The sequence below is a fragment of the Thioalkalivibrio sulfidiphilus genome (assembly GCF_000377945.1).
Lineage (GTDB): Bacteria > Pseudomonadota > Gammaproteobacteria > Ectothiorhodospirales > Ectothiorhodospiraceae > Thioalkalivibrio_A > Thioalkalivibrio_A sulfidiphilus_A.
This window is the reverse complement of sequence record NZ_KB898935.1, coordinates 41,499-63,674: the sequence shown is the minus strand read 5'-3', so window position 1 is coordinate 63,674 and position 22,176 is coordinate 41,499. Positions and strand designations below refer to the sequence as shown.

Annotated in this window: 24 protein-coding genes and 1 other RNA gene; 4 read left to right on the top strand and 21 right to left on the bottom strand. The window is 65.8% G+C overall.

Annotated features, from left to right (window positions below):
- Positions 1-8: 8 nt before the first annotated feature.
- The 13 genes from pdxJ to rpoE form a co-directional block, all read right to left on the bottom strand.
- Positions 9-749, bottom strand: a complete 741-nt coding sequence (gene pdxJ, locus D580_RS0107825) for a pyridoxine 5'-phosphate synthase (protein ID WP_018953852.1) — start codon at positions 747-749, stop codon at positions 9-11.
- Positions 746-1,447, bottom strand: coding sequence for a DNA repair protein RecO (gene recO, locus D580_RS15325; protein ID WP_018953851.1), 702 nt, complete (start codon positions 1,445-1,447; stop codon positions 746-748). The genes pdxJ and recO overlap by 4 nt, the downstream gene beginning before the upstream one ends.
- A gap of 122 nt (positions 1,448-1,569) precedes the next feature.
- Positions 1,570-2,475, bottom strand: a complete 906-nt coding sequence (era, locus tag D580_RS0107815) for a GTPase Era (protein WP_419581641.1) — start codon at positions 2,473-2,475, stop codon at positions 1,570-1,572.
- 348 nt (positions 2,476-2,823) lie between these two features.
- A complete protein-coding gene (rnc, locus tag D580_RS0107810; RefSeq protein WP_018953849.1) occupies positions 2,824-3,510 on the bottom strand; it encodes a ribonuclease III in 687 nt (228 codons plus the stop codon).
- Positions 3,507-3,905: a DUF4845 domain-containing protein gene (locus tag D580_RS0107805; RefSeq protein ID WP_155999768.1), complete on the bottom strand. Its 399-nt coding sequence runs from the start codon at positions 3,903-3,905 to the stop codon at positions 3,507-3,509. The genes rnc and D580_RS0107805 overlap by 4 nt, the downstream gene beginning before the upstream one ends.
- Before the next feature lie 22 nt (positions 3,906-3,927).
- Positions 3,928-4,731, bottom strand: coding sequence for a signal peptidase I (gene lepB, locus D580_RS0107800; protein WP_018953847.1), 804 nt, complete (start codon positions 4,729-4,731; stop codon positions 3,928-3,930).
- 64 nt (positions 4,732-4,795) lie between these two features.
- The gene (gene lepA, locus D580_RS0107795; RefSeq protein WP_018953846.1) at positions 4,796-6,610 is read right to left on the bottom strand and encodes a translation elongation factor 4; all 1,815 of its coding nucleotides are present in this window, start codon (positions 6,608-6,610) and stop codon (positions 4,796-4,798) included.
- On the bottom strand, positions 6,603-6,845 hold the full coding sequence (locus D580_RS0107790; RefSeq protein ID WP_018953845.1) for a glutaredoxin family protein: 243 nt from the start codon (positions 6,843-6,845) through the stop codon (positions 6,603-6,605). The genes lepA and D580_RS0107790 overlap by 8 nt, the downstream gene beginning before the upstream one ends.
- Before the next feature lie 4 nt (positions 6,846-6,849).
- A complete protein-coding gene (locus D580_RS0107785; RefSeq protein ID WP_018953844.1) occupies positions 6,850-8,283 on the bottom strand; it encodes a DegQ family serine endoprotease in 1,434 nt (477 codons plus the stop codon).
- A 44-nt stretch (positions 8,284-8,327) separates the two neighbouring features.
- Entirely contained in the window at positions 8,328-8,801 is a 474-nt protein-coding gene (locus tag D580_RS0107780) for a SoxR reducing system RseC family protein (protein WP_018953843.1), read from the bottom strand.
- Complete coding sequence (locus tag D580_RS0107775; protein WP_018953842.1) at positions 8,798-9,772, bottom strand: MucB/RseB C-terminal domain-containing protein; 975 nt, start codon at positions 9,770-9,772, stop codon at positions 8,798-8,800. The genes D580_RS0107780 and D580_RS0107775 overlap by 4 nt, the downstream gene beginning before the upstream one ends.
- Positions 9,773-9,775: 3 nt before the next feature.
- Positions 9,776-10,381, bottom strand: a complete 606-nt coding sequence (locus tag D580_RS0107770) for a sigma-E factor negative regulatory protein (protein ID WP_018953841.1) — start codon at positions 10,379-10,381, stop codon at positions 9,776-9,778.
- A gap of 49 nt (positions 10,382-10,430) precedes the next feature.
- A complete protein-coding gene (gene rpoE / locus D580_RS0107765) occupies positions 10,431-11,006 on the bottom strand; it encodes an RNA polymerase sigma factor RpoE (protein ID WP_018953840.1) in 576 nt (191 codons plus the stop codon).
- Between the two features lie 179 nt (positions 11,007-11,185).
- Here rpoE and nadB point away from each other — a divergent pair, with 179 nt between their 5' ends.
- Both nadB and D580_RS0107755 read left to right on the top strand, forming a co-directional pair.
- A complete protein-coding gene (nadB, locus tag D580_RS0107760; protein ID WP_018953839.1) occupies positions 11,186-12,814 on the top strand; it encodes an L-aspartate oxidase in 1,629 nt (542 codons plus the stop codon).
- Between the two features lie 154 nt (positions 12,815-12,968).
- Complete coding sequence (locus tag D580_RS0107755; RefSeq protein ID WP_018953838.1) at positions 12,969-13,802, top strand: sulfurtransferase; 834 nt, start codon at positions 12,969-12,971, stop codon at positions 13,800-13,802.
- Positions 13,803-13,963: 161 nt separating this feature from the next.
- On the opposite strand, the gene orn is transcribed toward D580_RS0107755, so the two are convergent.
- Positions 13,964-14,509 carry an oligoribonuclease gene (orn, locus tag D580_RS0107750; RefSeq protein ID WP_012637651.1) on the bottom strand — a complete coding sequence of 182 codons (546 nt, stop codon included), beginning with the start codon at positions 14,507-14,509 and terminating at the stop codon, positions 13,964-13,966.
- 186 nt (positions 14,510-14,695) lie between these two features.
- On the opposite strand from orn, the gene D580_RS0107745 reads away from it, so the two are divergent.
- Positions 14,696-14,998: a c-type cytochrome gene (locus tag D580_RS0107745; protein ID WP_018953837.1), complete on the top strand. Its 303-nt coding sequence runs from the start codon at positions 14,696-14,698 to the stop codon at positions 14,996-14,998.
- A gap of 66 nt (positions 14,999-15,064) precedes the next feature.
- Positions 15,065-15,934 (top strand): ribosome small subunit-dependent GTPase A, encoded by an 870-nt coding sequence (rsgA, locus tag D580_RS0107740; RefSeq protein WP_026289810.1) that lies wholly within the window; start codon positions 15,065-15,067, stop codon positions 15,932-15,934.
- 109 nt (positions 15,935-16,043) lie between these two features.
- Here rsgA and D580_RS0107735 read toward each other — a convergent pair whose 3' ends face one another.
- The 7 genes from D580_RS0107735 to D580_RS15320 all read right to left on the bottom strand — a co-directional run bounded on the left by D580_RS0107735 (position 16,044) and on the right by D580_RS15320 (position 22,138).
- Positions 16,044-16,838: a hypothetical protein gene (locus D580_RS0107735; protein WP_018953835.1), complete on the bottom strand. Its 795-nt coding sequence runs from the start codon at positions 16,836-16,838 to the stop codon at positions 16,044-16,046.
- Positions 16,839-16,920: 82 nt separating this feature from the next.
- Positions 16,921-17,265 carry a histidine triad nucleotide-binding protein gene (locus tag D580_RS0107730; protein WP_018953834.1) on the bottom strand — a complete coding sequence of 115 codons (345 nt, stop codon included), beginning with the start codon at positions 17,263-17,265 and terminating at the stop codon, positions 16,921-16,923.
- 93 nt (positions 17,266-17,358) lie between these two features.
- Positions 17,359-17,952 (bottom strand): recombination mediator RecR, encoded by a 594-nt coding sequence (gene recR / locus D580_RS0107725; RefSeq protein WP_018953833.1) that lies wholly within the window; start codon positions 17,950-17,952, stop codon positions 17,359-17,361.
- A gap of 7 nt (positions 17,953-17,959) precedes the next feature.
- A complete protein-coding gene (locus D580_RS0107720) occupies positions 17,960-18,286 on the bottom strand; it encodes a YbaB/EbfC family nucleoid-associated protein (RefSeq protein WP_012637645.1) in 327 nt (108 codons plus the stop codon).
- A 74-nt stretch (positions 18,287-18,360) separates the two neighbouring features.
- Positions 18,361-20,034 (bottom strand): DNA polymerase III subunit gamma/tau, encoded by a 1,674-nt coding sequence (dnaX, locus tag D580_RS0107715; RefSeq protein ID WP_018953831.1) that lies wholly within the window; start codon positions 20,032-20,034, stop codon positions 18,361-18,363.
- Positions 20,035-20,291: 257 nt separating this feature from the next.
- An RNA gene (ffs, locus tag D580_RS16150) (signal recognition particle sRNA small type) lies at positions 20,292-20,388 on the bottom strand.
- 124 nt (positions 20,389-20,512) lie between these two features.
- A complete protein-coding gene (locus D580_RS15320; protein WP_018953830.1) occupies positions 20,513-22,138 on the bottom strand; it encodes an ATP-binding protein in 1,626 nt (541 codons plus the stop codon).
- Positions 22,139-22,176 lie beyond the last annotated feature (38 nt).

Sequence of the window (22,176 nt, the reverse complement as noted above, 5' to 3'; positions counted from 1 at the left end):
GGCAGGGTTCACCGCCGTGCCCGGTCCATGGCGGCACGCATGGCGCGCACCGCCTCGCCGATCCCCGTGAACAGCGCACGGGCGACGATGGCGTGGCCGATGTTGAGTTCGTGCATCACAGGGATCGCCGCGATGGACAGGACGTTCTCGTAGTCGAGGCCGTGCCCGGCATTGACCACCAGGCCCCGTGCGTGGCCGTGGGCTGCGGCGGCCACGATGCGCTCCAGATGCGCCTCGCGATCCGGCCCCGGTGCTGCACTGGCATAGGCACCGGTATGCAGTTCCACCACCGGCGCACCGATGCGCAAGGCGGCATCCAGGTGCGCCAGGTCGGGCTCCACGAACAGGGACACCTCGATACCCGCCGCGAGCAGCGGCGCGCAGAAGGCCTTGAGTCGTGCCTCCTGACCCAACACGTCCAGCCCTCCCTCGGTGGTCAGTTCCTCGCGCCGCTCGGGCACGATGCAACAGGCCTCGGGGCGGATGCGCAGGGCGATGGCCTGCATCTCCTCGGTGGCGGCCATCTCCAGGTTCATGCCGGTGGTGATGCGCTCGCGCAGCACTTCCACATCGCGGTCCTGGATGTGACGGCGATCCTCGCGCAGGTGCAGGGTGATGATGTCCGCGCCGGCCTCCTCGACGATGCGCACCGCCTCGACGAGATCAGGATAGGACGTGCCCCGGGCCTGGCGGATGGTGGCGATGTGGTCGATGTTAACGCCCAGTCGCAGGGCGGTTTGCGTGTTCATGGTTCTCGATTCTCTTGTCTCTGTCCCGCTGCGCCGGGAAACAGCGCGCGGCTCATGATCCGGCGGCCCTGGAGATGATGGTCCAGCAGACCACGCAGCAGGCGCTTGGCCTCCTGGCGCCCCCTGGGCGTCTGCACACCCCCGCCCAGCAGTTCACGCAGGGTCTCGCCATGGACACAGGCGCCCCGGGATCGTTCCCCGGGTCCGGCAATCCGCAAGCCCCGCTGGGCCTCGTACACATAGCAGGCCTCGGGCTCCAGCGCCGCGAGGTCGATGCTTTCCAGCCCCTCACCCAGGTAATGCAGCAGGCTGCGCTCATAGCCCCGCAGCAGCGGTTCCAGATCCTCGTCCGGTCGGGCCAGCGCCGCGACGGTGTGGGCGTAGTCCTCGAAAAAACCCTCCAGGGGGATCTGGCGCGGCAACAGCTTCAGGGCCAGTTCGTTGACATAGAAGCCGCAGGCCAGGCGTTGGGCAGCCAGCACCACGGCAGACTGCTCCTCCAGCAGGCTGAGGGTCTTGAGTTCGCCCCGTCCCTGCCAGGCCAGTTCGTAGCGAGCGAAACTGCGCGCCTTCTGGCTGCGGCCGCGGAACAGACAGGCGGTGCGTCCCTCGGCCTCGGTGAGCAGATCCAGGATGTGACTGTTGTCCCGGTAGGGACGCACATGCAGGATGAAGCCGGTGGTGTGGACTCTGTTCACGGGGTAATGAAATCGAGATTCAAAATTCAAGATTCAACATTCAAAGGGGCTGAGCAGGGCCGTACGGCCTGAATCTCCAGCATAGCTGCCCCCTTTGAATGTTGAATCTTGAATGTTGAATTCTAAGTATCAATCCCCATGCGCCGGATGGAGTCCACGTCCGCCTGCCAGCCTTCCCGGACCTTCACCCAGAGGCGCAGCATCACCTTGCGCTCCAGCATCTCTTCCAGGGTGTGGCGGGCGGCGGTGCCGACGCTCTTGATCATGCGACCGCCCTTGCCCACCACGATGGCCTTCTGGCTGTCACGCTCCACCCAGATCACCGCGTCGATGTGGGTGACCGTGGGCGTGTCCTTCCAGGACTCCACCTCCACCGCCGTGGCGTAGGGCACCTCCTGCCCGAGGCGTTCCAGCAGTTCCTCGCGGATCACCTCGGTGACCCTGAAGCGCTGGCTGCGATCGGTGAGTTCATCCTCCGGGAACAGGTGCACACCTTCAGGCAGAAAGCCCATGAGCACGTCCACCAGGGGCTCGAGGTTCACGCCGCGCAGCCCCGAGATGGGCACGATGTCCGAGAACGGATGCAGGCCCCGCAGTCGCTCGATGAAGGGCAGCAGGGTCTCCTTGCGCTCGAGACGGTCCACCTTGTTGATGGCCAGCACCAGCTTCTTCACGCCGGCCTGCTTGAGCATCTCCAGGATCTGGGCATCGCCGCTCTCCCAGCGGTCCGCCTCCACCACGAACAGCACCGCGTCAGTGTCCGCGAACACGGCTTGGGCGGCCTGGTTCAGGACCCGGCCGAGCAGCTTTTCGGAGCGGGTATCGATGCCCGGCGTATCCACCAGGATGAGCTGATCCGCGCCCCGGGTGACGATGCCCAGGATACGATGACGGGTGGTCTGGGGCTTGCGGGTGGTGGCGGCGATCTTCTCGCCCACCAGGGCATTGAGCAGCGTGGACTTGCCCACGTTGGGGCGTCCGACGATGGCAATGTAGCCGCAGCGGGATGGGGACTGGGTTTCGATGATGGGGCTCCAGGAAGGCGCTAGAGACAAGTGACTAGCCCGCATATCTCACCGGGATCGCGGGAGCAGGCGAAGGATTCGTGCCCGTAGGCGCCGCTCTGGAGCGAAACCCATAGCAGTAGCTATGGGTTGAGTGAAGAGCAAGCATACGGGCGCGAAGACGAGCCTGAACCGCGATAGGACACCGGCGGGAACAGGCTGTCATGCTGAGGGTGCCGATCATTTCAGTGTATTCCACATACGTTTCAGGCAGTTACGCATCCGCCGGTGTCCGACCGGTGAGATATGCGGGCTAGATACAAGATACAAGAAAACATGATGCTTTGGGTGCCGGGTCGGGCGAGACTGACTTCAACTTGCCTCTTGCCTCTTGCCACTGGTCTCCAGCGCCTTCAATGCGCATTCCGCCGCGGCCTGTTCGGCGCGCCGGCGGCTGGTGCCTTCACCCGAGTATTCACTGTCGCCGATACGGCACAGGGCGCGGAAGCGCTGCTCGTGGGGTTTGCCGGTCACGGAGGTCACTTCATAGACGGGCAGCTCTCGGCTGCGGCCCTGCAGCCATTCCTGGAGCCGGGTCTTGGGATCCTTGAGGGCGTCCAGCGCAGGCAGGCTCTCCAGCCGGTCGGCGTAGAGCGCGAGCACGAAGCGCCGCGCGGCATCGAAACCACTGTCCAGGTAGACCGCGCCGATCACCGCCTCCACCGCATCGGCCAGGATGGAGTTGCGCCGGGCGCCACCGCTTTTCAGTTCCCCCTGCCCCAGATTGATCTGCCCGCCCAGACCCTGTGCCTTGCCGATCACGGCCAGGCTGTCCTTGTTCACCAGGGTGGCGCGAAGCCGGCTGAGATCGCCCTCGCTGGCCTCGGGATGGGCCTTGAACAGATGCTCCGCCATCACCATCCCGAGCACCGCGTCACCCAGGTATTCCAGGCGCTCGTTGTTGGGGCTTCCGGCACTGCGGTGGGTGAGCGCCTCGGTGAGCAGTTCGGAGTCGTGCAGCCGCTCGGGCAGGAGATCGAGAAGCGGAATCCGGCTCATGGGCCCAGGGGATATTCCTTCTTGAAGCTGACCACCGCATCGATGTTGGAGATCATCTTGGTGCGCACTTCGTAGTCCAGCACGAGGACGCGCTTGTCACCCCGCTGTTCCAGTTTGAGGTGCTCCTGGCGCACATTGTCCACGCTGTTGACCTGGAAGCGCCGGCTGGTGGCGCCCCAGATCTCGCGCATGCTGCGGTTTGCGGCACCTTCGGCGGCCACGTCCTTGAGCACCGAGTTCACCGTCATGAATTCGCTGTAGATGGGAAACAGGCGCAGGCCCACGGTGCCGAAGATCACCAGTACCGCCGCGACGAACAGCAGCGGGATGAGCGCGATGCCGCGCTCTTTGCGGAAGGCCAGGGCATGCAGGTGCATGGCAGGCAGCTGGTTCATGTTCATCTCCCCCTTGACGTGATTAACGTATCCGCGTCCCGATCCGGCTCAGATCCGAGGAGCGGTCAGCAAAATCCCAGTGCATCCAGATCATCACGGCCTTGCCTACCAGGTTCTCCTGGGGCACGAACCCCCAGTAGCGGCTGTCGTTGCTGTTGTCCCGGTTGTCACCCACCACGAAGTAATGCCCCTCGGGGACTAGGATCTCGCCCTGCACCGATGGCCGGTTGGGCCAGATCAGGATCTGGTGGGTGACATCGCCGATGGTCTCCTCGGCCAGGGTCGCACCGGTCATCACGTCCCCGGAACCGCTGCCCTCGTAGGTCCCGATCTCCCGCTGGGTCACGGCGCGATCGTTGATGAACAGGGTCTTATTGTAGAACGCCACCCGGTCCCCGGGCAGTCCCACCACCCGCTTGATGTAATCCTCTCTGGGATTCTCAGGATAGCGGAATACCGCCACGTCACCATGTTTGGGCAGACCAGTGGGGATGATCAGCTGACGGGTTACCGGCAGGCGGATGCCGTAGCTGTACTTGGTGACCACGATGAAGTCGCCCACCAGCAGGGTGGGCATCATGGAGCCCGAGGGGATGCGAAACGGCTCCACCACGAAGGAGCGCAGCACCAGCACGATGATCAGCACCGGGAAGAAGGACTTGGAGTACTCCACGTACCAGGGCTCGGGGGGACGGGCATTGCGGCTCTCTCCCTCCACGGGCACCGGCGCCTTCCTGGCCTTGCTCCACCACAGCGCATCCAGCAGCCAGACCACGCCCGTGACGAGCGTGCCCAGCACCAGCACCAGTTCAAGATCGAAGGTCATGCACTGCTCCCCTTAAGTCTTTCAGCCCTGCAGTTCTCGGCTGCCTGTTCCTGACTGCCTGTTTCTAGCTGCTCTTGGTATCGGCACGCAGCACCGCCAGGAAGGCATCCTGGGGCACTTCCACACGGCCGATCTGCTTCATGCGCTTCTTGCCCGCCTTCTGCTTTTCCAGCAGCTTGCGCTTGCGGGTGGCGTCGCCGCCGTAACACTTGGCGGTGACGTTCTTGCGCAGCGCACGCACGTTGGTGCGCGCAATGATATGACTGCCGATGGCCGCCTGGATGGCCACCTCGAACATCTGCCGCGGGATCAGTTCGCTCATGGTCTCGGCCAGCTGGCGGCCGCGGCTCTGGGCCTGGTCCTTGTGCACGATCACGGACAGCGCATCCACACGGTCACCGTTGATGAGCAGGTCCACCTTCACCAACGGCGCCGGTTCCATGCGCGCCATCTCGTAGTCGAAGGAGGCGTAGCCCCGGCTCACGGACTTGAGCCGGTCAAAGAAGTCCAGCACCACCTCAGACAGGGGCAGCTCGTAGGTGAGCGCCACCTGGCGGCCGGTGTACTGCATGCGTGTCTGCACGCCGCGCTTTTCCACGCACAGGCTGATCACCGCGCCCAGGTAGTCCTGGGGCACCAGGATGTTGGCGCGGATGATGGGCTCGCGGATCTCCTTGATCTCGTTGACCGGCGGCAGCTGGGAGGGGTTATGGATCTCCAGCACCTCACCCTTGGTGGTCTCCACCTGGTAGACCACGGTAGGCGCCGTGGTGATCAGGTCAAGGTCGTATTCACGCTCCAGGCGCTCCTGGATGATCTCCATGTGCAGCATGCCCAGGAAGCCGCAGCGGAAACCGAAGCCCAGGGCCTGGGAGGTCTCGGGCTCATAGTGCAGGGAGGCATCGTTGAGCTTGAGCTTGTCCAGCGCGTCGCGCAGGTCGTTGTAGTCTTCCGCGCTGATGGGGAAGATGCCTGCGAACACCCGGGGCTGCACGTCCTTGAAGCCTGGCAGTGGCGACTCGGCGGGCCGGTCGGCGCCGGTGAGGGTGTCGCCCACCTTGGCCCCGGTGATGTCCTTGATGGTGGCGATCACGAAACCCACGTCGCCGGCGGCAAGTTCCTCCCGGTCCTTGGGCTTGGGCGTGAACACGCCCACCCGGTCCACCAGGTGGGTGCGGCCCGTGGACATGGCGATGATCTTCTGCTTGGGGCGCACGGTGCCGTTCATGACCCGTACCAGGGCCACCACGCCCAGGTAGTTGTCGAACCAGGAGTCGATGATCAGGGCCTGCAGGGGCGCGTCCGGATCGCCCGCCGGTGCCGGGATGCGTGCCACCAGGGCCTCCAGCAGGTCGTCCACCCCCTGGCCGGTCTTGGCGCTGACCCGCACCGCGTCCTTGGCCTCGATGCCGATGATCTCCTCGATCTCCGCGGCCACCCGCTCCGGGTCGGCGGCGGGCAGGTCGATCTTGTTGAGCACCGGCAGCACTTCGAGGTCCAGATCGATGGCGGTGTAGCAGTTGGCCACACTCTGGGCCTCGACGCCCTGGGAGGCATCCACCACCAGCAGCGCGCCCTCGCAGGCGGCCAGGGAGCGGGACACCTCGTAGGAGAAGTCCACGTGCCCGGGGGTATCGATGAAGTTGAGCTGGTAGACCTGGCCGCTGCGGGAGTGGTAGTCCAGGGACACGCTCTGGGCCTTAATGGTGATGCCGCGCTCGCGCTCCAGGTCCATGGAATCCAGCACCTGCTCGGACATCTCACGCTCGTCCAGGCCACCGCAGGTCTGGATGAAGCGGTCCGCCAGGGTCGACTTGCCGTGATCGATGTGGGCAATGATGGAGAAGTTGCGGATGTAATTTTGTCGGGGTTCAGCCATCACTCAGGGCCTGTCGCAATTCGTTTTCATCGAGGAAATGGCAGCACAGGATCTCGTCGTCGAGGGCCAGCACCGGCACCTTGACGTTGAAACGCGCGCGCAGCGCAGGGTCCGCGTCCACATCCACGGTGTTCAGGGAAACATCGTCCGGGAGATCAATGGCGGCAAGCTGCGCGTGCATCTGCTCGCACAGGTGACATCCGGCCCGGCTGTAGAGGATCAGCGTCCGTGCCACGGGGTCAATCCGGCACCTTCAGTGCCAGAAAGACCGGACCCTGGCGACGCTGCACCAGCACGGGGACCCTGCTGCCGGGGGTGAGTTTACCCGCCAGCTCGGCGAAATGCGCGGGGGATTCGATGCGCTGGTTGTTGATCATCACCAGCACGTCGCCGCGCTGGATACGGGCATCCCGGGCCGCGCCCTCGCCTACCCCGGCCACCAGCACGCCGCCCTGCTCCAGGTCCAGGTCTTTGCGCAGCTCGGCAGGCACCGGCTCCAGGGTCATGCCGAAGTGGGTTTCCGGGGCCGACGGGGCCGCAGGCTCGGCCGGCGTACGGCTGGCCAGTTCGTCGTCCGGCGGCAGTTCGGCGATGCGTATCCGCAGGGTCTGCTTGCGGCCGTCGCGCAGGATCTCGACCCGGGCATCCTTGCCCACCGGGGCACGGCCCACCAGGGGCGGCAGGGCGCTGGAGCGGGTAACCTCCACGCCATTGAAGGTCAGGATCACATCGCCCACCCGCACGCCGGCCTTCTCCGCCGGGCTGTCGGGCAGCACCCGGGCCACCAGGGCGCCGGTGGGGCGGCTCATGCCGAAGGAGTCGGCCAGTTCCCGGGTGACCTCCTGGATCAGCACACCCAGCCAGCCCCGGCTCACGTAGCCCTGGGTCTTGAGCTGCTCGACCACTTCCATGGCCATCTCGATGGGGATGGCGAAGGACAGGCCCATGAAACCGCCGGTGCGGCTGTAGATCTGGGAATTGATGCCGACCACCTCGCCCTTCATGTTGAACAGCGGACCGCCGGAGTTGCCCGGGTTGATGGCCACGTCGGTCTGGATGAAGGGCACGTAGTTCTCCGTGGGCAAGGCACGGCCCTTGGCACTGACGATGCCCGCGGTCACGGAATGGTCGAAGCCGAAGGGCGAGCCGATGGCCAGCACCCACTCGCCCACCTTGAGCTGCTCGGAGTTACCCAGCTTGAGGGTCGGCAGGTCGCTGGCCTCGATCTTGAGCAGGGCCACGTCGCTCTTGGGGTCGGAACCGACCACGGTGGCGGGGAAGCTGCGCCGGTCACTCAGGCGCACGATGATCTCGTCGGCATCCTCGATGACATGGTGATTGGTCACCACGTAGCCGTCCCGGGAGATGATGAAGCCCGAGCCCAGGGAGCTGGTGTCGAACTGCTCGGGCATCTCGCCGCCCTCGCCGAAGAAACGCCGCAGCAGGTCGCCCAGCATGCCGTCATCGGGCATGTCGGGGATGCGGAACTGGGGATGATCACGCCCACCGCGGGCGATCTTGCGGCTGGTGCTGATGTTGACCACCGCCGGGCTGTTGTCCTCCACCAGGGGGACGAAATCCGGCAGTGCGGCGCGCCCTTGGGCAGCCGCGGAAAACACCAGGGTGATGAACAACAGGACGAAAGGCAGGGTACTACGCGAGAAAACCATCATCTGGAAACCGGTCCGGGGAATAAACCCAGTGGGGATTATGACAATCAGGGGGCCAAAACACCATTGGCGCGGGGATGCAGGCTGTGCAGGCGGCGCAGGATCACGGGCTGGTAACGGGGATCGGAACTGACCCGGCCGGCGAACAGCCGCAGCCACACCAGCCCCGCGGCCAGTCCCGCCAGGCCGCTCAGCACCACCACCGGCTCACCGGCCGCCGGCCACAGCCAGCGGGCCAGCAGGGCACCCACCAGCAGGGTGATCAGGGGCACGGTATAGACTGCCAGGGAGCCACGCACCAGGGCCGCCTCCTCGATGCCCACCACCACCTCGTCACCCAGGCGCACGCCGACGGGGTCGATGGCGCGCACCCGGCTGCGCCGGTTGCCCACCACCTTGGCGATCACGGAGGTGCCGCAACCCTTGTTGGCGGCGCAGCTGCCGCAGGTGGAACGACGCTGGGTCTCCACCCAGGCATGCCCCTGTTCGACACTGATGACCCGGGCCTGCTCCTCGATCACGGACGGGCCTCGTGGTAGACGGAGTCGGCGATCATGCGAATTGTGCTCTCGGGCACCTCGCCCACCACCGTGACCTGGTATTCGCCGGCGGGCACCGCCATGGCGTGTAGGGCACCGGACTGGGTCAGGCCCATGTAGAGGTCGTCCAGGCTGCTGGCCCGGGAGATGAACACCGAGACCGTGGCCAGCCCATCGCTCAGCACCAGGTGCTGTACCGGGTTGAGATTTGCGGCCATGGGACGTTTGCTCACGGTTGCCACTCGGAAACCGTCGGGGATATCTCGCACCCTCCAGCCCGGATCCGGGTTCATCTCGCTCTGGGCATCCACCCGGTGGGTGGTGAAGCCCTCACCCTTCATGACCGGAATGAAACGGTCGTCGGGAACGTAATCCGGAAACTGGATGCTGGTGAACATGAACTGCTCGATGGTGTTGCCCTGGTGATCGAGCATCTCGGACTTGAGCAGCATGCCCGAGTCCTCATCGATGCACAGGCGGTGACCGTAGCGCAGGTCGTCGTTGGGGATGATCTGCAGGGTGCGGCAGCTCAGGCCGGCGATGCGCTGCTCCCCTTCCACCTGGAAGCGGTAGGGAGAGTCGGGACCGAACTGACGGTCCGGGATGGCGGCGGGCAGACCACCGAGACGGCTGCGCCGGGGCTCGATTACCACCGAGCGGCTGGCAGGCCAGACGCAGGTGAGTACGTCCTCGTCGCGGATCACCTCGCGGGGTTCGCCGGTCAGGGACAGCAGACGCTCCCGCTCACCACGCTCGTCCCGGGTGTGGACGATCTGCATGGTTTCGGTCTTCTGGCCGTGGATGTAGACGAAGGTGCCCTCGTAACTGAGACTCCTGACCGCCTCGATCATGCGATCCAGCAGTGCATCGGCCCGGTGCTCGTCGGCCCAGGCATGACTGGAGGCCAGCAGGCCCACGGCCAGTACGTACCGGGTGAGTCCCCGCAGACCCATGCCTTATTCCCCGGGGGTTTCGTAGCCAACCACACGCACGACGGGCATCAGGCCCTGCCCGGCGGCATGCTCAGCATGGTTGACGATGAAGCTGTTGAGCCGGGCATCGGGCGTCTCCAGGCGGCTGAGGCGGGGAGCTTCGCGGCTCACCGGCACGCTGCTGATCGCCACGGAGCGCTCGGCTTCGGCCACCGGCCTGATGCCCTGCGCGGCCAGTTGATTGGGCGCGGAACGATCGGCCAGCACCGGGGCCGGCAGGCTGTTGTCCGGGGTACCGCCCACGTTCATGACACCGACCAGCACAGCCACCGCCACGGAGGCGGCCATGGCAACGCCGGCCACCGGTTTGAGCAGGCCGCGGCTGGCCTGATGGGGCACGCCCGTCAGGGCCGGTTCCTGCTCGATCAGGGCGCTCACCCGACTGGCGAAGTCTGCCGGGGCCGAGCGACTCAGACCGCCGCGGATGGCGTCGCCGATCAGGTGGTATCGGCCCCACTGGGCCAGGTCCTCGGGATGCTTGCCAAGCTCATCCACCAGGCGTCGTACCTCAAAGCTGTCGGCCTCGTCGTCCACCAGGGCGGACAGGCGTTCATTCTTCGTGGCGGTCATGGGCGTACACTCTCTACTCGATTGAAAATAACCATGGGCGTCCCCGGGATCACTCCAGCAGGGGCCGCAGGGTCCGGTCGATGGCCTCCCGGGCCCGGAAGATGCGCGAGCGCACGGTGCCGATCGGGCATCCCATGGTCTGCGCTATCTCCTCGTAACTCATGCCTTCCAGTTCCCGCAGGGTGATGGCGGTCTTCAGGTCCTCAGGCAGGGTCTCGATGGTGCGCTGCACCGCGGCCTGTATCTCCTGTGACAGCAATTCACCCTCGGGGGTTGCATATTCCTTGAGAGCGGATTCACCGCCCATCTGCTCGGCGTCCTGGGCGTCCACCTCGTAGTCGGGGGTGCGCCGGTTCTGGGAGACGAGATAATTCTTCGCCGTGTTGATGGCGATCCGGTAGAGCCAGGTGTAGAAGGCACTGTCACCACGGAAATTGGACAGCCCCCGGTAGGCCTTGATGAAGGCCTCCTGGGAGACATCCAGGGCGGCAGAGGGGTCGTGCACATAGCGTGAGACAAGATTGACGATCTTGTGCTGGTACTTGAGCACAAGGGCGTCAAAAGCTTTCTTGTCTCCGGCCTGAACACGCTTGACCAGCTCCTCGTCGGTGACCTTCTTGCCCATGCGGGCACTCCCCCTCTCAGGGCACGTCCTGTACCCTACCAGCGATTGACCTGAAAACCAGCGGTAAGTTCTGGCGGATAGTTGCCTGATGAATGCCCGCCCGAGCGGGCGAACCCATGTGGCGCGACCCGTGGTTGCCACGCTAAGGCCGCAAAAACTGTGACAAAATAACTCAAATCATGACCCCGCCTCAAGCCAAGTCCGCTGTCCACCACCATGACGTGCTGATCATCGGCAGCGGCGCGGCGGGCCTGTCCCTGGCCCTGCACCTGGCCCCCCACCGTCGGGTGGCCGTGCTCAGCAAGGGTCCCATCACCGAGGGCAGCACCTTCTATGCCCAAGGTGGCATCTCCGCGGTCCTGGACGACAAGGACTCCCTGGAGGCCCACGTGCGGGACACCCTGACGGCCGGTGCCGGTCTGTGTGACGAGCGGTCGGTCCGCTACACGGTGGAACACGGCCCGGCCAGCATCCGCTGGCTCCAGGACCTGGGGGTGCCCTTCACCGAGGAGACCCTGCCCGACGGCAGCATCCAGCTGCACCTCACCCGGGAGGGAGGCCACAGCCACCGGCGCGTGGTGCACGCCGCCGACGCCACGGGCAAGGCCGTGGAGGACACCCTGGTGGGTCAGGCCCGGCGCGCCCCGAACATCGAACTGTTCGAACAGCACATCGCCGTGGACCTGATCACCCGCGAGAAGCTGGGCCTGGACGGCCCCAACCGCTGCGTGGGGGCCTACGTGCTGGATCGTTCCAACGGCGTGGAGATCTTCCATGCCCCCTGCGTGGTGCTGGCCACCGGCGGCGCCAGCAAGGTGTACCTCTACTCCAGCAACCCGGACGGCGCCACCGGCGACGGCATCGCCATGGCCTGGCGCGCCGGCTGCCGGGTGGCCAACATGGAATTCATGCAGTTCCACCCCACCTGCCTCTACCACCCCCGGGCCAAGTCCTTCCTGATCTCCGAGGCGGTGCGCGGCGAGGGCGGCCGGCTGCTGCTGCCCGACGGCCAGCCCTTCATGCACCGCTTCGACCCCCGGGGCGAACTGGCCCCCCGGGACATCGTCGCCCGGGCCATCGACCACGAGATGAAGCGCCTGGGCGCGGACTGCGTGTACCTGGACATCAGCCACAAGCCGGCGGACTTCGTGAAAGGCCATTTCCCGACCATCCACGAGCGCTGCCTGGAATTCGGCTTCGACATGACCAAGGAGCCGCTCCCCGTGGTACCTGCCGCCCACTACACCTGCGGCGGCGTGGTCACGGACCTGGATGCCCGCACCGACCTGGAGGGCCTCTACGCCATCGGCGAGACCGCCTACACCGGCCTGCACGGCGCCAATCGCATGGCCAGCAACTCCCTGCTGGAATGCCTGGTGTTCGCCCGGGCCGCCGCCGAGCACATCCTGTCCCGGGACACCGCCACACTGCCGGCGCTCGCCATCCCCGCCTGGGACGAGAGCCGGGTCACCGATTCCGACGAGGAGGTGGTGGTCTCCCACAACTGGGACGAACTGCGCCGCTTCATGTGGGACTACGTGGGCATCGTGCGCACCACCAAGCGCCTGGAGCGTGCCCAGCATCGCGTGGACCTGCTGATGGCGGAGATCGACGAGTACTACAGCCACTTCCGGGTCACCAACGACCTGCTGGAGCTGCGCAACCTGGTGATGGTGGCCGACATCATCATCCGCTGCGCCATGCAGCGCCGTGAGAGTCGCGGCCTGCACTACACCCTGGACTACCCGGAGCGGGATCCGGCCATGGACGGAAAGCCCACCATACTTGCGCCGCCAGGCTGGGTGTAGCGCTCAGAAAAGCGATTTGCCACAGAGCTCACAGAGGACACAGAGAAACCACCGCATAAATGACTCTGTGACCTCTGTGGCAAAAAATTTTTTGTTTGGCCACCGGCGCAATTCTGATCACAAGACATTCTTCCCTCAGCTTTCGGAGACGCCCATGACACCACGGCCAACACCCCTGCTGATCGAACCCGCCGAGCTGGAACACCTGCTCGGCACACCGGGCATGTGCGTCGTGGACCTGTGCAAACCGGAGACCTACGCCCAGGCCCATGTGCCCGGCGCCCTGCACCTGGACTACGGGCGCATCGTGGCCAGTCGCGATCCCGTCAAGGGCCTGCTGCCGGACGCCGACACCCTGGCCGCCGTCCTGGGTGAGCTGGGCATCACCCCGAGCACCCGGGTGATCGCGTACGACGACGAGGGCGGCGGCAAGGCCGCGCGCCTGATCTGGACCCTGGCCGTTTACGGTCACCACCACGCCAGCCTGCTCAACGGCGGCCTGCATGCCTGGGCCCAGGAAGGCCACCCGCTCGACAGCCGGCCTGTCGCGCCGCCCGCACCTACCCGGAATACCTGGCACTACACCGGCGAGGATGTGGCCGAGCGGGCCTGGATCCTCGAGCACCTCGACGACCCTGGCCTGTGCCTGGTGGATACCCGCACCGCAGGTGAATACCAGGGCAGCGACATGCGAGCCGCCCGCGGCGGACACATTCCCGGTGCCGTGCACTACGAATGGACCCGGGCCATGGACATCCACCGCAACCTGCGTCTGCGCCCCGCCGATGAGCTGCGCGAGGAACTGGCCGGCCTGGGCATCACCCCCGACAAGGAGGTGGTGGTCTACTGCCAGACCCACCACCGCTCCGCCCACACCTGGCTGATGCTCAGGCACCTGGGCTTCGAGCGGGTACGCGGCTATCCCGGCGCCTGGTCCGACTGGGGCAACGCCCCGGATGTGCCCGTGGAGACCGGCACCCCGCGTTGACACCTGTCCCGTAGGCGTAGGTCGGGCTTTAGCCCGACAGCGGTGTCCGGTCGAAGCCGTGCTGTCGGGCTAAAGCCCGACCTACCACCGGGGCTACGCTGACAAAAAAGGCGAGCCAAGCTCGCCTTCTTGCCTTTCATTCCCACTTCCCAATTCCCACTTCACACCTTAATAAAGTGTTCCCGGTAATGCCGCAGTTCCTGCACCGAGGCGCGGATGTCGTCCAGGGCCTGGTGATTGGATTCTTTGGTGAAGGCATTGGCCACACCCGGCGCCCAGCGCCGTGCCAGTTCCTTGAGGGTGCTCACGTCCAGGTTGCGGTAGTGGAAGAAGGCCTCCAGGTCCGGCATGCAGCGGGCCAGAAAACGGCGGTCCTGGCAGATGCTGTTGCCGCACATGGGTGAGCCGCGACGGGGGATGTATTTTTCCAGGAAACGCAGAGTCTCCTGCTCCGCTTCGATCTCCGTATGGAGACTCATCCTGACCCGGTCGATGAGCCCGGAGCGGCCGTGGGTATCCCGATTCCAGTCGTCCATGCGCGCCAGGATCGCATCGCTCTGATGCACGGCGATCACCGGGCCCTCGGCCAGGATATTCAGGTCCTTGTCAGTGACCAGGGTGGCGATCTCGATGATGTAGTCGTTGTCCGTGTCCAGACCGGTCATCTCCAGATCGATCCAGGCCAGGTTGTCGGGATTGGGATTCATGGACGTCCTTTGTGCAGCATATGGCTTCGGGAGGCAGTGTACACGCATCCCCCGGGGGTGTTCGAGGCGGGGCGGCACGGGACCGAGAGCATTGGGCTGTGTACTCGGCACCGGCAATGCCCTAGTCTTACACTAAGATTTGTGCCTGTGTCAGCAGGCTGCACGCGCTTCCAGGAGGACCCACCCATGAAACCGACCCTCACCCTCACCGCCGTGATCGCCATCCTGGCCCTGCTGTTCGGCGCCACGGCCCAGGCCGACGTCAAGCGCGGCCAGCAACTGCATGCCGCCAACTGCGTCAGCTGCCACACCAGCATGGTGGGCGGCAACGGCACGGCCCTGTACACCCGCCCCAACCGCATGGTGGGCTCCCGGGATCAGCTCATCGCCCAGGTTCGGCGCTGCGAGAGCACCCTGGGCCTGCGCTGGTTTGATGAGGACGTGATGGCCGTGGTGGAATACCTCAACAGCAACTTCTACAGATTCTGAGCCTGCCAAGCCCGTGATCCGTCCCGACACCCTCCAAACCCTTCAGACCCAGGGACCGGATCACGCGTGACTCACACGGGACGGGTGGTCACCCGCTTCGGCGCGGAGCTGGTGATCGAGGACGAGACGGGCCAGCGCCGACGCTGCACCAGCCGTCGCCGCTTGCAGGACGCGGTGTGCGGCGACCGGGTGGAATGGAGTCCCAGCGACTCGGGCAATGACGTGGTCACCGCCATCCTGCCCCGGCACAACCTCCTGCAACGCCTGGACCCCCGGGGCCAGACCCGGCCCGTGGCCGCCAATCTGGATCAGGTAGTCGTGGTCATCGCCCGCCCCCCGCCGCCCCAGTGGCCCCTGGTGGACCGCTACCTGGTCGCCATCGAACACCTGGATGCCCGGGCACTGCTGGTGCTCAACAAGGCCGACCTGGAACCGGATCCCTCGGACCCGCAACCCGGGATGGAAGAACGCTATCGGCAACTGGGTTACCCGGTGCTGCACACCAGCGCCAGTGCCGGCCTGGGACTCGATGATCTGCGTGGGGAGCTCAAGGACAGGACCAGCATCCTGGTGGGACAGTCGGGCGTGGGCAAGTCATCCCTGATCCAGGCCCTGTTGCCCGGGGAAAGTCTGCGCATCGGGGAGGTCTCGGAAGCCACCGGAGAAGGCCGCCACACCACCACGGCCGCGAGCCTCTATCACCTGCCGGGCGGAGGTGATCTGATCGACTCGCCGGGCGTGCGGGACTTCACCCCCCCGCCCCTGCCCGCCGAGGCACTGGCCCGGGGCTTCGTGGAGTTCCGGCCCTACCTGGGTCAGTGCCGCTTCCACAACTGCAACCACGACCGGGAACCCGGCTGCGCCATCAAGGCGGCGGTCGAAGCGGGAGAAATCAGTGGCGAGCGCTACGGCAGTTATCTGGCGATGAAGAAATAAATTCAAGATTCAAGATTCAAAATTCAAAATTCAAAATTCAAAGGTACTTCGCTTCACCCCTTTGAATCTTGAATTTTGAATTTTGAATCTTGAATCTTGAATCCCCCCCTCAGAACCTCACCCCCATCTCCACCCCGAACACGTCGCGATCCCGGGCGTTGAAGGCGTCATCTCCATACAGATCGCTGCCCCGGGCGTTGGGCAGGCCGTAGCGCTGGCTGTCGTAGTAGAGATCGAGGCGCAGGGCGCTGCTGTCGCCCAGCTGGAACTGATTCTGGAAGCTGATGAAACCGGAGCTGCGCAGGCCATTGGCCTCAGCGGGATCCGCCCGGCCGTACATGCCGGAGTCCGTGAGCGAGACGGGCATGCGCACACCCAGTTCCAGGAAACCCTGCCAGCCGCCGCTGGCGAAGCGGGGACCGCCGGAGAACTGGGTGTACAGCAAGCCCAGATCCTCGTCGGCCAGGCCGCTGCCGGGCAGTGCCTCCCGGCTCCAACCCTGGTAACCGAGACCCATGCGCAGGTCGTAGCGCACCGGATCGCCATGGGCCCCGAAACGGTAGCCGCCCAGAGCCTGGAACTGCAGGCTGCGCAAATCCGCATCCTGATGCACGGGCAATTCGCTCAGCGGGTCTGCCTTGGCCCACTGCATGCGGCCATCGACCCCGAACAGGTAGCCGGCATCACCACGCAGGAAGTTGTCCAGCTGGGCGTTGAGGATGGTCCGGCTGGTGGGCGTGGTCAGCAGGGGATCGTGATGACGGCCGGTCAGTTGCCAGCGGTCGGGATAGGTCTCGAGGAACACACCCGCCTGGTAGCCGGTGGATTCAGGTTCGGCCATGACCGCCGTACCCCATAGGACACCGGCCAGCATGGCCCAGGTACAGATGCGTGCCTTGTTCATTGTTCAGCCCTCCCCTCGGGGTTTCCCCCTGCCGGTCGCGCCTCGGGTTACGCCGTATCCTTTCGCCGTTATCCCGTCGGCCTCAGCCCGGCGGCCACTGCATGGAGCGGCCACCCAACACATGTAAGTGTAAATGATAGACACTCTGACCCGCCTCGGAGTTGCAGTTCATCACGGTACGATAGCCGCGCGTCGCCAAACCGGCCTCCTCGGCCACCTGACGCGCCGCCAGGTACATTCGGCCCACCAGGGCCTCGTCCTCGGGGGTCAGGTCATTGATGGTGGCGATGTGCTTGCGGGGAATCACCAGCACGTGCAGAGGCGCCTGGGGATTGAGATCCCGGAAGGCCAGCACCTGGTCGTCCTGGTAGACGATCTCGGCAGGGATATCACCATTGGCAATCTTGCAGAAGATACAGGTCGTCATTGCATGACTCCTAGAGACAAGATCCAAGAGGCAAGATACAAGAAAGACCTCCCACTTGCCTCTTGTATCTTGTCTCTTGTCTCTGCGCTTTAATCAATATTCGCGCCTGCCCTCGAAGGCGTGGGACAGGGTGCCGCGGTCCACGTATTCCAGCTCTCCGCCCAGGGGCACGCCGTGGGCGATACGGGTGCTGCGGATGCCCCGGGCCCGGGCCAGCTCGCCGATGTAGTGGGCGGTGACCTCGCCCTCGGCAGTGGTGCTGGTGGCCAGGATCACCTCGCGGATCTCGCCCTCGTCCAGGCGGGCCTCGAGCCGGTCCAGGCCCAGTTCCTCGGGGCCGATCCCGTCCAGGGGCGAGAGATGCCCCAGCAGCACGTGGTACTGGCCGCGGAATCCCGTGGCCTGCTCCACCGCCAGCACATCGGCGGGTGTCTCCACCACGCACAAAACATCCCGCTGGCGCCCGGGATCGGCACAGACCCGGCAGAGTTCGTGTTCCGTGAGTGTACGGCACACCTTGCAGTGGCCGATGCGCGCCATGGCATCCTGCAACACGGCGGCAAGGCGCTCGCCGCCGGGGCGGTCCCGCTCCAGCAGGTGCAGCGCCATGCGCTGGGCGGACTTGGGCCCCACGCCCGGCAGGCAGCGCAGGGCGTCGATCAGTTCATCCAGCAGCGAGGACTTCACGCAGCGACTAGAACGGCAGCTTGAAACCCGGGGGCAAGCTCATGCCCGCGGTCAGGCCCGCCATGCGTTCCTTGGTGGTCTCCTCGACGCGGTGCACGGCATCGTTGATGGCCGCGGCCACCAGGTCTTCCAGCATGTCCTTGTCGTCCGCCAACAAGCTCGGATCGATGGCCACCCGGCGCACCTCGTGCTTGCCGGTCATCACCACGCTTACCAGACCGCCGCCGGACTGCCCGGTCACCTCCATGTTGGCCAGCTCCTGCTGGGCGCGGGCCATCTGCTCCTGCATCTTCTGGGCCTGCTTCATCAGGTTGCCAAGTCCACCTTTCATCATCTCATCACCTGTCTTGCTGGGGTTGTTCGTTGTATGGCGGCAAGGCCTCTCGCCTGCCGCCCCGAGTTCGGGGCTCACACGGGTTTCACGGAGCCCGGCACCACCTGGGCACCGAAGACCTCGCCCAGACGGGCGGTCAGTTCATCGCCGGCCACCGCCGCCTCCGCCGCCCGCTGACGTTCCTCCGAGGCGCGTACCTGGGATTGTGCCGGGGTCTCCGCCGTGGGCTCGCCGATCTCGATGCGTACCTTGAGGTCTTCACCCAGATACTGTCTGACCGCCTCGATCAGGCGCCGTTCGCTGTTTGCGGATTTCAGGGTCTCGTGCCGGGCGGCCAGGCTCAGCACCAGCTCGCCATCTTGGTAGCGGCCCACGGCGCAGTGGTTGGCCAGGTTCAAAACCGGGCCGCCCAGCCCCATGGCCGCCACCGTGGCCACCCAGTCGAGCCCACCGGGGGCCGTCGTCGAGGCCGGGGTCGAGGCCGGGGTCGGGGCCGGTCGAGAGGCTATGGATTCGGGCACTCGGGGTTCGCGCACCGCAGGTGCCGGCTCCGGTGTCGTCGCGCTGCGCGCGGGCTCGACCGGTGCCCGTGCCTGGGTCTCGTTACGGGGTGCCGGCGCTGGCCGGCTGCGCACGGACGAAGCTGCCGTGGTCTCCCCGGCGCCCGCCGGCCGGAAGGCCAGCATGCGCAGCAGGGCCATCTCAAAGCCCGCCCGGGGATCCGGGGCCAGGGGAAGGTCGCGACGGGCCAGCAGGGCGATTTGGTAATAGAGCTGCACGTCCTCCGGGGCCAGGCTCCGGGCCAGGGCCTGCACCGCCGCCACATCCACCGCCCCCTCGTCCAGGGCCTCGGGGACCTGCTGGGCCAGGGCCACCTGGTGCAGCAGGGAGACCAGTTCTCCCAGCACCGCGTTGTAGTCCGGGGCCCGCTGGGCCAGGTCGTCCACGGCCCCCATCAGGGCGGGGCCGTCACCGGCCGCCAGGGCCTGGAGCATGCGCTCCAGGTGATCCTGGGAGATGGCGCCGAGCATCTCGCGCACGTCGTCGTCACGCAGGGCGCCGCTGCCGTAGGCGATGGCCTGGTCTAGCAGGCTCAGGGCATCGCGCATGCTGCCCGAGGCGGCCCGGGCCAGGCGCAGGATGGCCGGCGGGTCGAAATCAACCCCCTCCTGCTCCAGCACCTTCCTCAGGTGCGCGCCCACCATGTCCGCGGGCATGGCCTTGAGGCTGAATTGCAGGCAGCGGGAGAGGATGGTCACGGGCAGCTTCTGCGGGTCTGTGGTGGCCAGCAGGAACTTCACGTGGGGCGGCGGCTCTTCCAGGGTCTTGAGCAGCGCGTTGAAACTGTGGGTGGAGAGCATGTGCACCTCGTCGATGAGGTACACCTTGTAGCGGCCCCGGGTGGGCGCGTACTGGACGTTGTCCAGCAGTTCGCGGGTGTCCTCCACCTTAGTGCGGGAGGCGGCATCCACCTCGATCAGGTCGATGAAGCGCCCCTCGTCGATCTCACGGCAGGCGCTGCACTGGCCGCAGGGTGTGGCGGTCACGCCCGTTTCGCAGTTCAGGCACTTGGCCAGCACCCGGGCCACGGTGGTCTTGCCCACGCCCCGGGTCCCGGTGAACAGGTAGGCATGGTGCAGACGCTGGTCGCGCAGGGCATTGGAGAGGGCGCGCACCACATGGGGCTGGCCCACCATCTCCTCGAAACTGCGCGGACGCCATTTGCGGGCAAGAACCTGATAAGACATTTGGGATGCTACGTGTTCTGGGTAGGCATGGGAGGACCATGATACCGCAGGCGGCACACCTTGGCTCAATGGAACAGTGGCGATGAATGCAGTGGCAAGTGGCAAGTGGCAAGTGGCAAGTGGCAAGTGGCAAGTGGCAAGTGGCAAGGAAAACCACCCTCACCCCGGCCCTCCCCCATGAGGGGGAGGGAGAAAGTCGGTTGACTTTCCTTGCCACTAGCCACTTGAGACTTGCCACTGCCCTTAAAGGTGGCAACCCGCACCAGCCACACCCCGGCGCCCAAGTCCACTGTTACCGTTGCTCCCTTCCGGGCCTGGCGGGGTTCACAGCTTATTGTCGCGAGGGGACCGATGCGGGTCACCATTGAAGGGTTGCAAGTCAACCGGCCTGGACCGGTCAACGAGCGGGGGCGCAGTGTAACACCCCGCCGCCGGGTGGGTACAGCCGGGCCAGGCAGGCCCGGCAAGACGTGCCACGTCAGCCCTCGTCAGGGGCCTCGAGCAACTCGTCCAGGGTCTCCATGAACAGGCCGATGTCCAGGGGTTTGGTCAGATAGCGGGCAAAACCCGCCTCCAGACCCCGCTCCACCTCGAAGGGCATGGCATTGGCGCTGACGGCAATGATGGGCGTGCGCTCGAATCCGGGGGTCTGACGCAGGGCCTCAAGCAGCGCATAGCCGCTGGTACCGGGCAGGTTGATGTCCAGCATGATCAGGTCCGGCCGTGCCCGCCGGGCCAGGGGTAGGCACTCGGCCGGGTCCTGTACACCCAGGAATTCCAGATCCTCCCGGCGCGATAGCAGGGCCTCCACCAGGCGCAGGTTGGCGGCATTGTCCTCCACGTACAGCACCTTGTGCCGTCGGCCGGCCGGCCCCCCGAGTGCCGCACGGGGCCCCGACGCCTCCCGGCCAAGGGCCGCGCCGGAATCGCCGGCCAGGGGCAGGAACAGGCTGAAGCTGCTGCCCTTCCCTTGCGCGCTGGTAACCTGGATACCGCCCCCCATCAGTTCCACCAGGTGCTTGCTGATCGCCAGACCCAGCCCGGTGCCCTCGATGAAGCCGCCTTCCTGGTCCAGGCGGTTGAAAGCCTGAAACAACTCGGACTGGCGGGCCTCGGGAATGCCGACGCCGGTATCGGTGATGATGATCTCGGCGCGGCCGTCACGGTGACGATGACAATGGACATCCACCCGTCCCCCGGGCCGGTTGTACTTGATGCCATTGGAGAGCAGGTTCAGCAGGACCTGGCACAGACGCCGCCTGTCCGCCGTGACCCACAGGGACGCGCAGTCCTCGGGTGGCGCCTCCAGGCTAACGCCGTGGGCGGCGGCATCGGGTTCGGTCAGGGAGAAGCATTCCAGCAGCACGGTGCGCAGGTTGACCGGCTCGCAGTGCAACTCCACCCTGCCCTGCTCGATACGGGTCAGGTCCAGGGCCTCGTCCAGCAGGGCCTGCAGGTGCCGGCCGGCCCGCACGATCTCCCTGAGACTGGCCGCGGTATCCTCGCCGAGCGGATCCAGCTCCATGAGCTGCGCGAAGCCGATGATGGCATTGAGCGGGGTGCGCAGCTCATGACTCATGTTGGAGATGAACGCCGTCTTGGCCTCGCTGGCGCGCTCGGCGGCCTGGCGCGCCTTCAGCAACTGCTCCGCCACCCGGATGTTTTCCCGGTCATGGGCCGCCCGGTCCAGTTCCAGCCGATGGGACGCGGTGACATCCACATGGCTGACCACGACCCGGGCGTCGCCTTCACAAGGGGACAGAGCCGTGGCCCGCATCAGGAACCAGCGCAGTTCGTGGCCGTCGTGACAGGGATACAGGGTTTCGAACCGGGACAGCCTGCCTTCGATGACCCCCTGCAGACCTTCGGCCACCTCCGCCGCACCCAGCGATTCCTCCCGGGCGGCGCGCTGGCAGACTGACAGGTAATTGCCACCGCAGGCGCCCCGGTCAGGGCTTAGGCCATGGGCCTCGCCATACGCCCGCCAGGCGCGGTTCACCGCAATGATCTCACCCCGGGCATCCAGGACCGCAATGCGGTCCTCGAGGCTGTTCAGGACCTTGCGCGACAGGTTTTCAGGAACATCGTTGTCAAAATCGCTCATGGCCTCAAACTCACTGAGGTCTTATAACCGTGACGATT

Coding starts and splice junctions, on each gene's coding strand:
- pdxJ (WP_018953852.1), bottom strand. CDS start 749: ATGAACACGCAAACCGCCCTGCGACTGGGCGTTAACATCGACCACATC.
- rnc (WP_018953849.1), bottom strand. CDS start 3,510: ATGAGCCGGATTCCGCTTCTCGATCTCCTGCCCGAGCGGCTGCACGAC.
- D580_RS0107805 (WP_155999768.1), bottom strand. CDS start 3,905: ATGAACCAGCTGCCTGCCATGCACCTGCATGCCCTGGCCTTCCGCAAA.
- lepB (WP_018953847.1), bottom strand. CDS start 4,731: ATGACCTTCGATCTTGAACTGGTGCTGGTGCTGGGCACGCTCGTCACG.
- lepA (WP_018953846.1), bottom strand. CDS start 6,610: ATGGCTGAACCCCGACAAAATTACATCCGCAACTTCTCCATCATTGCC.
- D580_RS0107785 (WP_018953844.1), bottom strand. CDS start 8,283: ATGATGGTTTTCTCGCGTAGTACCCTGCCTTTCGTCCTGTTGTTCATC.
- D580_RS0107775 (WP_018953842.1), bottom strand. CDS start 9,772: ATGGGTCTGCGGGGACTCACCCGGTACGTACTGGCCGTGGGCCTGCTG.
- D580_RS0107770 (WP_018953841.1), bottom strand. CDS start 10,381: ATGACCGCCACGAAGAATGAACGCCTGTCCGCCCTGGTGGACGACGAG.
- rpoE (WP_018953840.1), bottom strand. CDS start 11,006: ATGGGCAAGAAGGTCACCGACGAGGAGCTGGTCAAGCGTGTTCAGGCC.
- nadB (WP_018953839.1), top strand. CDS start 11,186: ATGACCCCGCCTCAAGCCAAGTCCGCTGTCCACCACCATGACGTGCTG.
- D580_RS0107755 (WP_018953838.1), top strand. CDS start 12,969: ATGACACCACGGCCAACACCCCTGCTGATCGAACCCGCCGAGCTGGAA.
- orn (WP_012637651.1), bottom strand. CDS start 14,509: ATGAATCCCAATCCCGACAACCTGGCCTGGATCGATCTGGAGATGACC.
- D580_RS0107745 (WP_018953837.1), top strand. CDS start 14,696: ATGAAACCGACCCTCACCCTCACCGCCGTGATCGCCATCCTGGCCCTG.
- D580_RS0107735 (WP_018953835.1), bottom strand. CDS start 16,838: ATGAACAAGGCACGCATCTGTACCTGGGCCATGCTGGCCGGTGTCCTA.
- D580_RS0107730 (WP_018953834.1), bottom strand. CDS start 17,265: ATGACGACCTGTATCTTCTGCAAGATTGCCAATGGTGATATCCCTGCC.
- D580_RS0107720 (WP_012637645.1), bottom strand. CDS start 18,286: ATGATGAAAGGTGGACTTGGCAACCTGATGAAGCAGGCCCAGAAGATG.
- dnaX (WP_018953831.1), bottom strand. CDS start 20,034: ATGTCTTATCAGGTTCTTGCCCGCAAATGGCGTCCGCGCAGTTTCGAG.
- D580_RS15320 (WP_018953830.1), bottom strand. CDS start 22,138: ATGAGCGATTTTGACAACGATGTTCCTGAAAACCTGTCGCGCAAGGTC.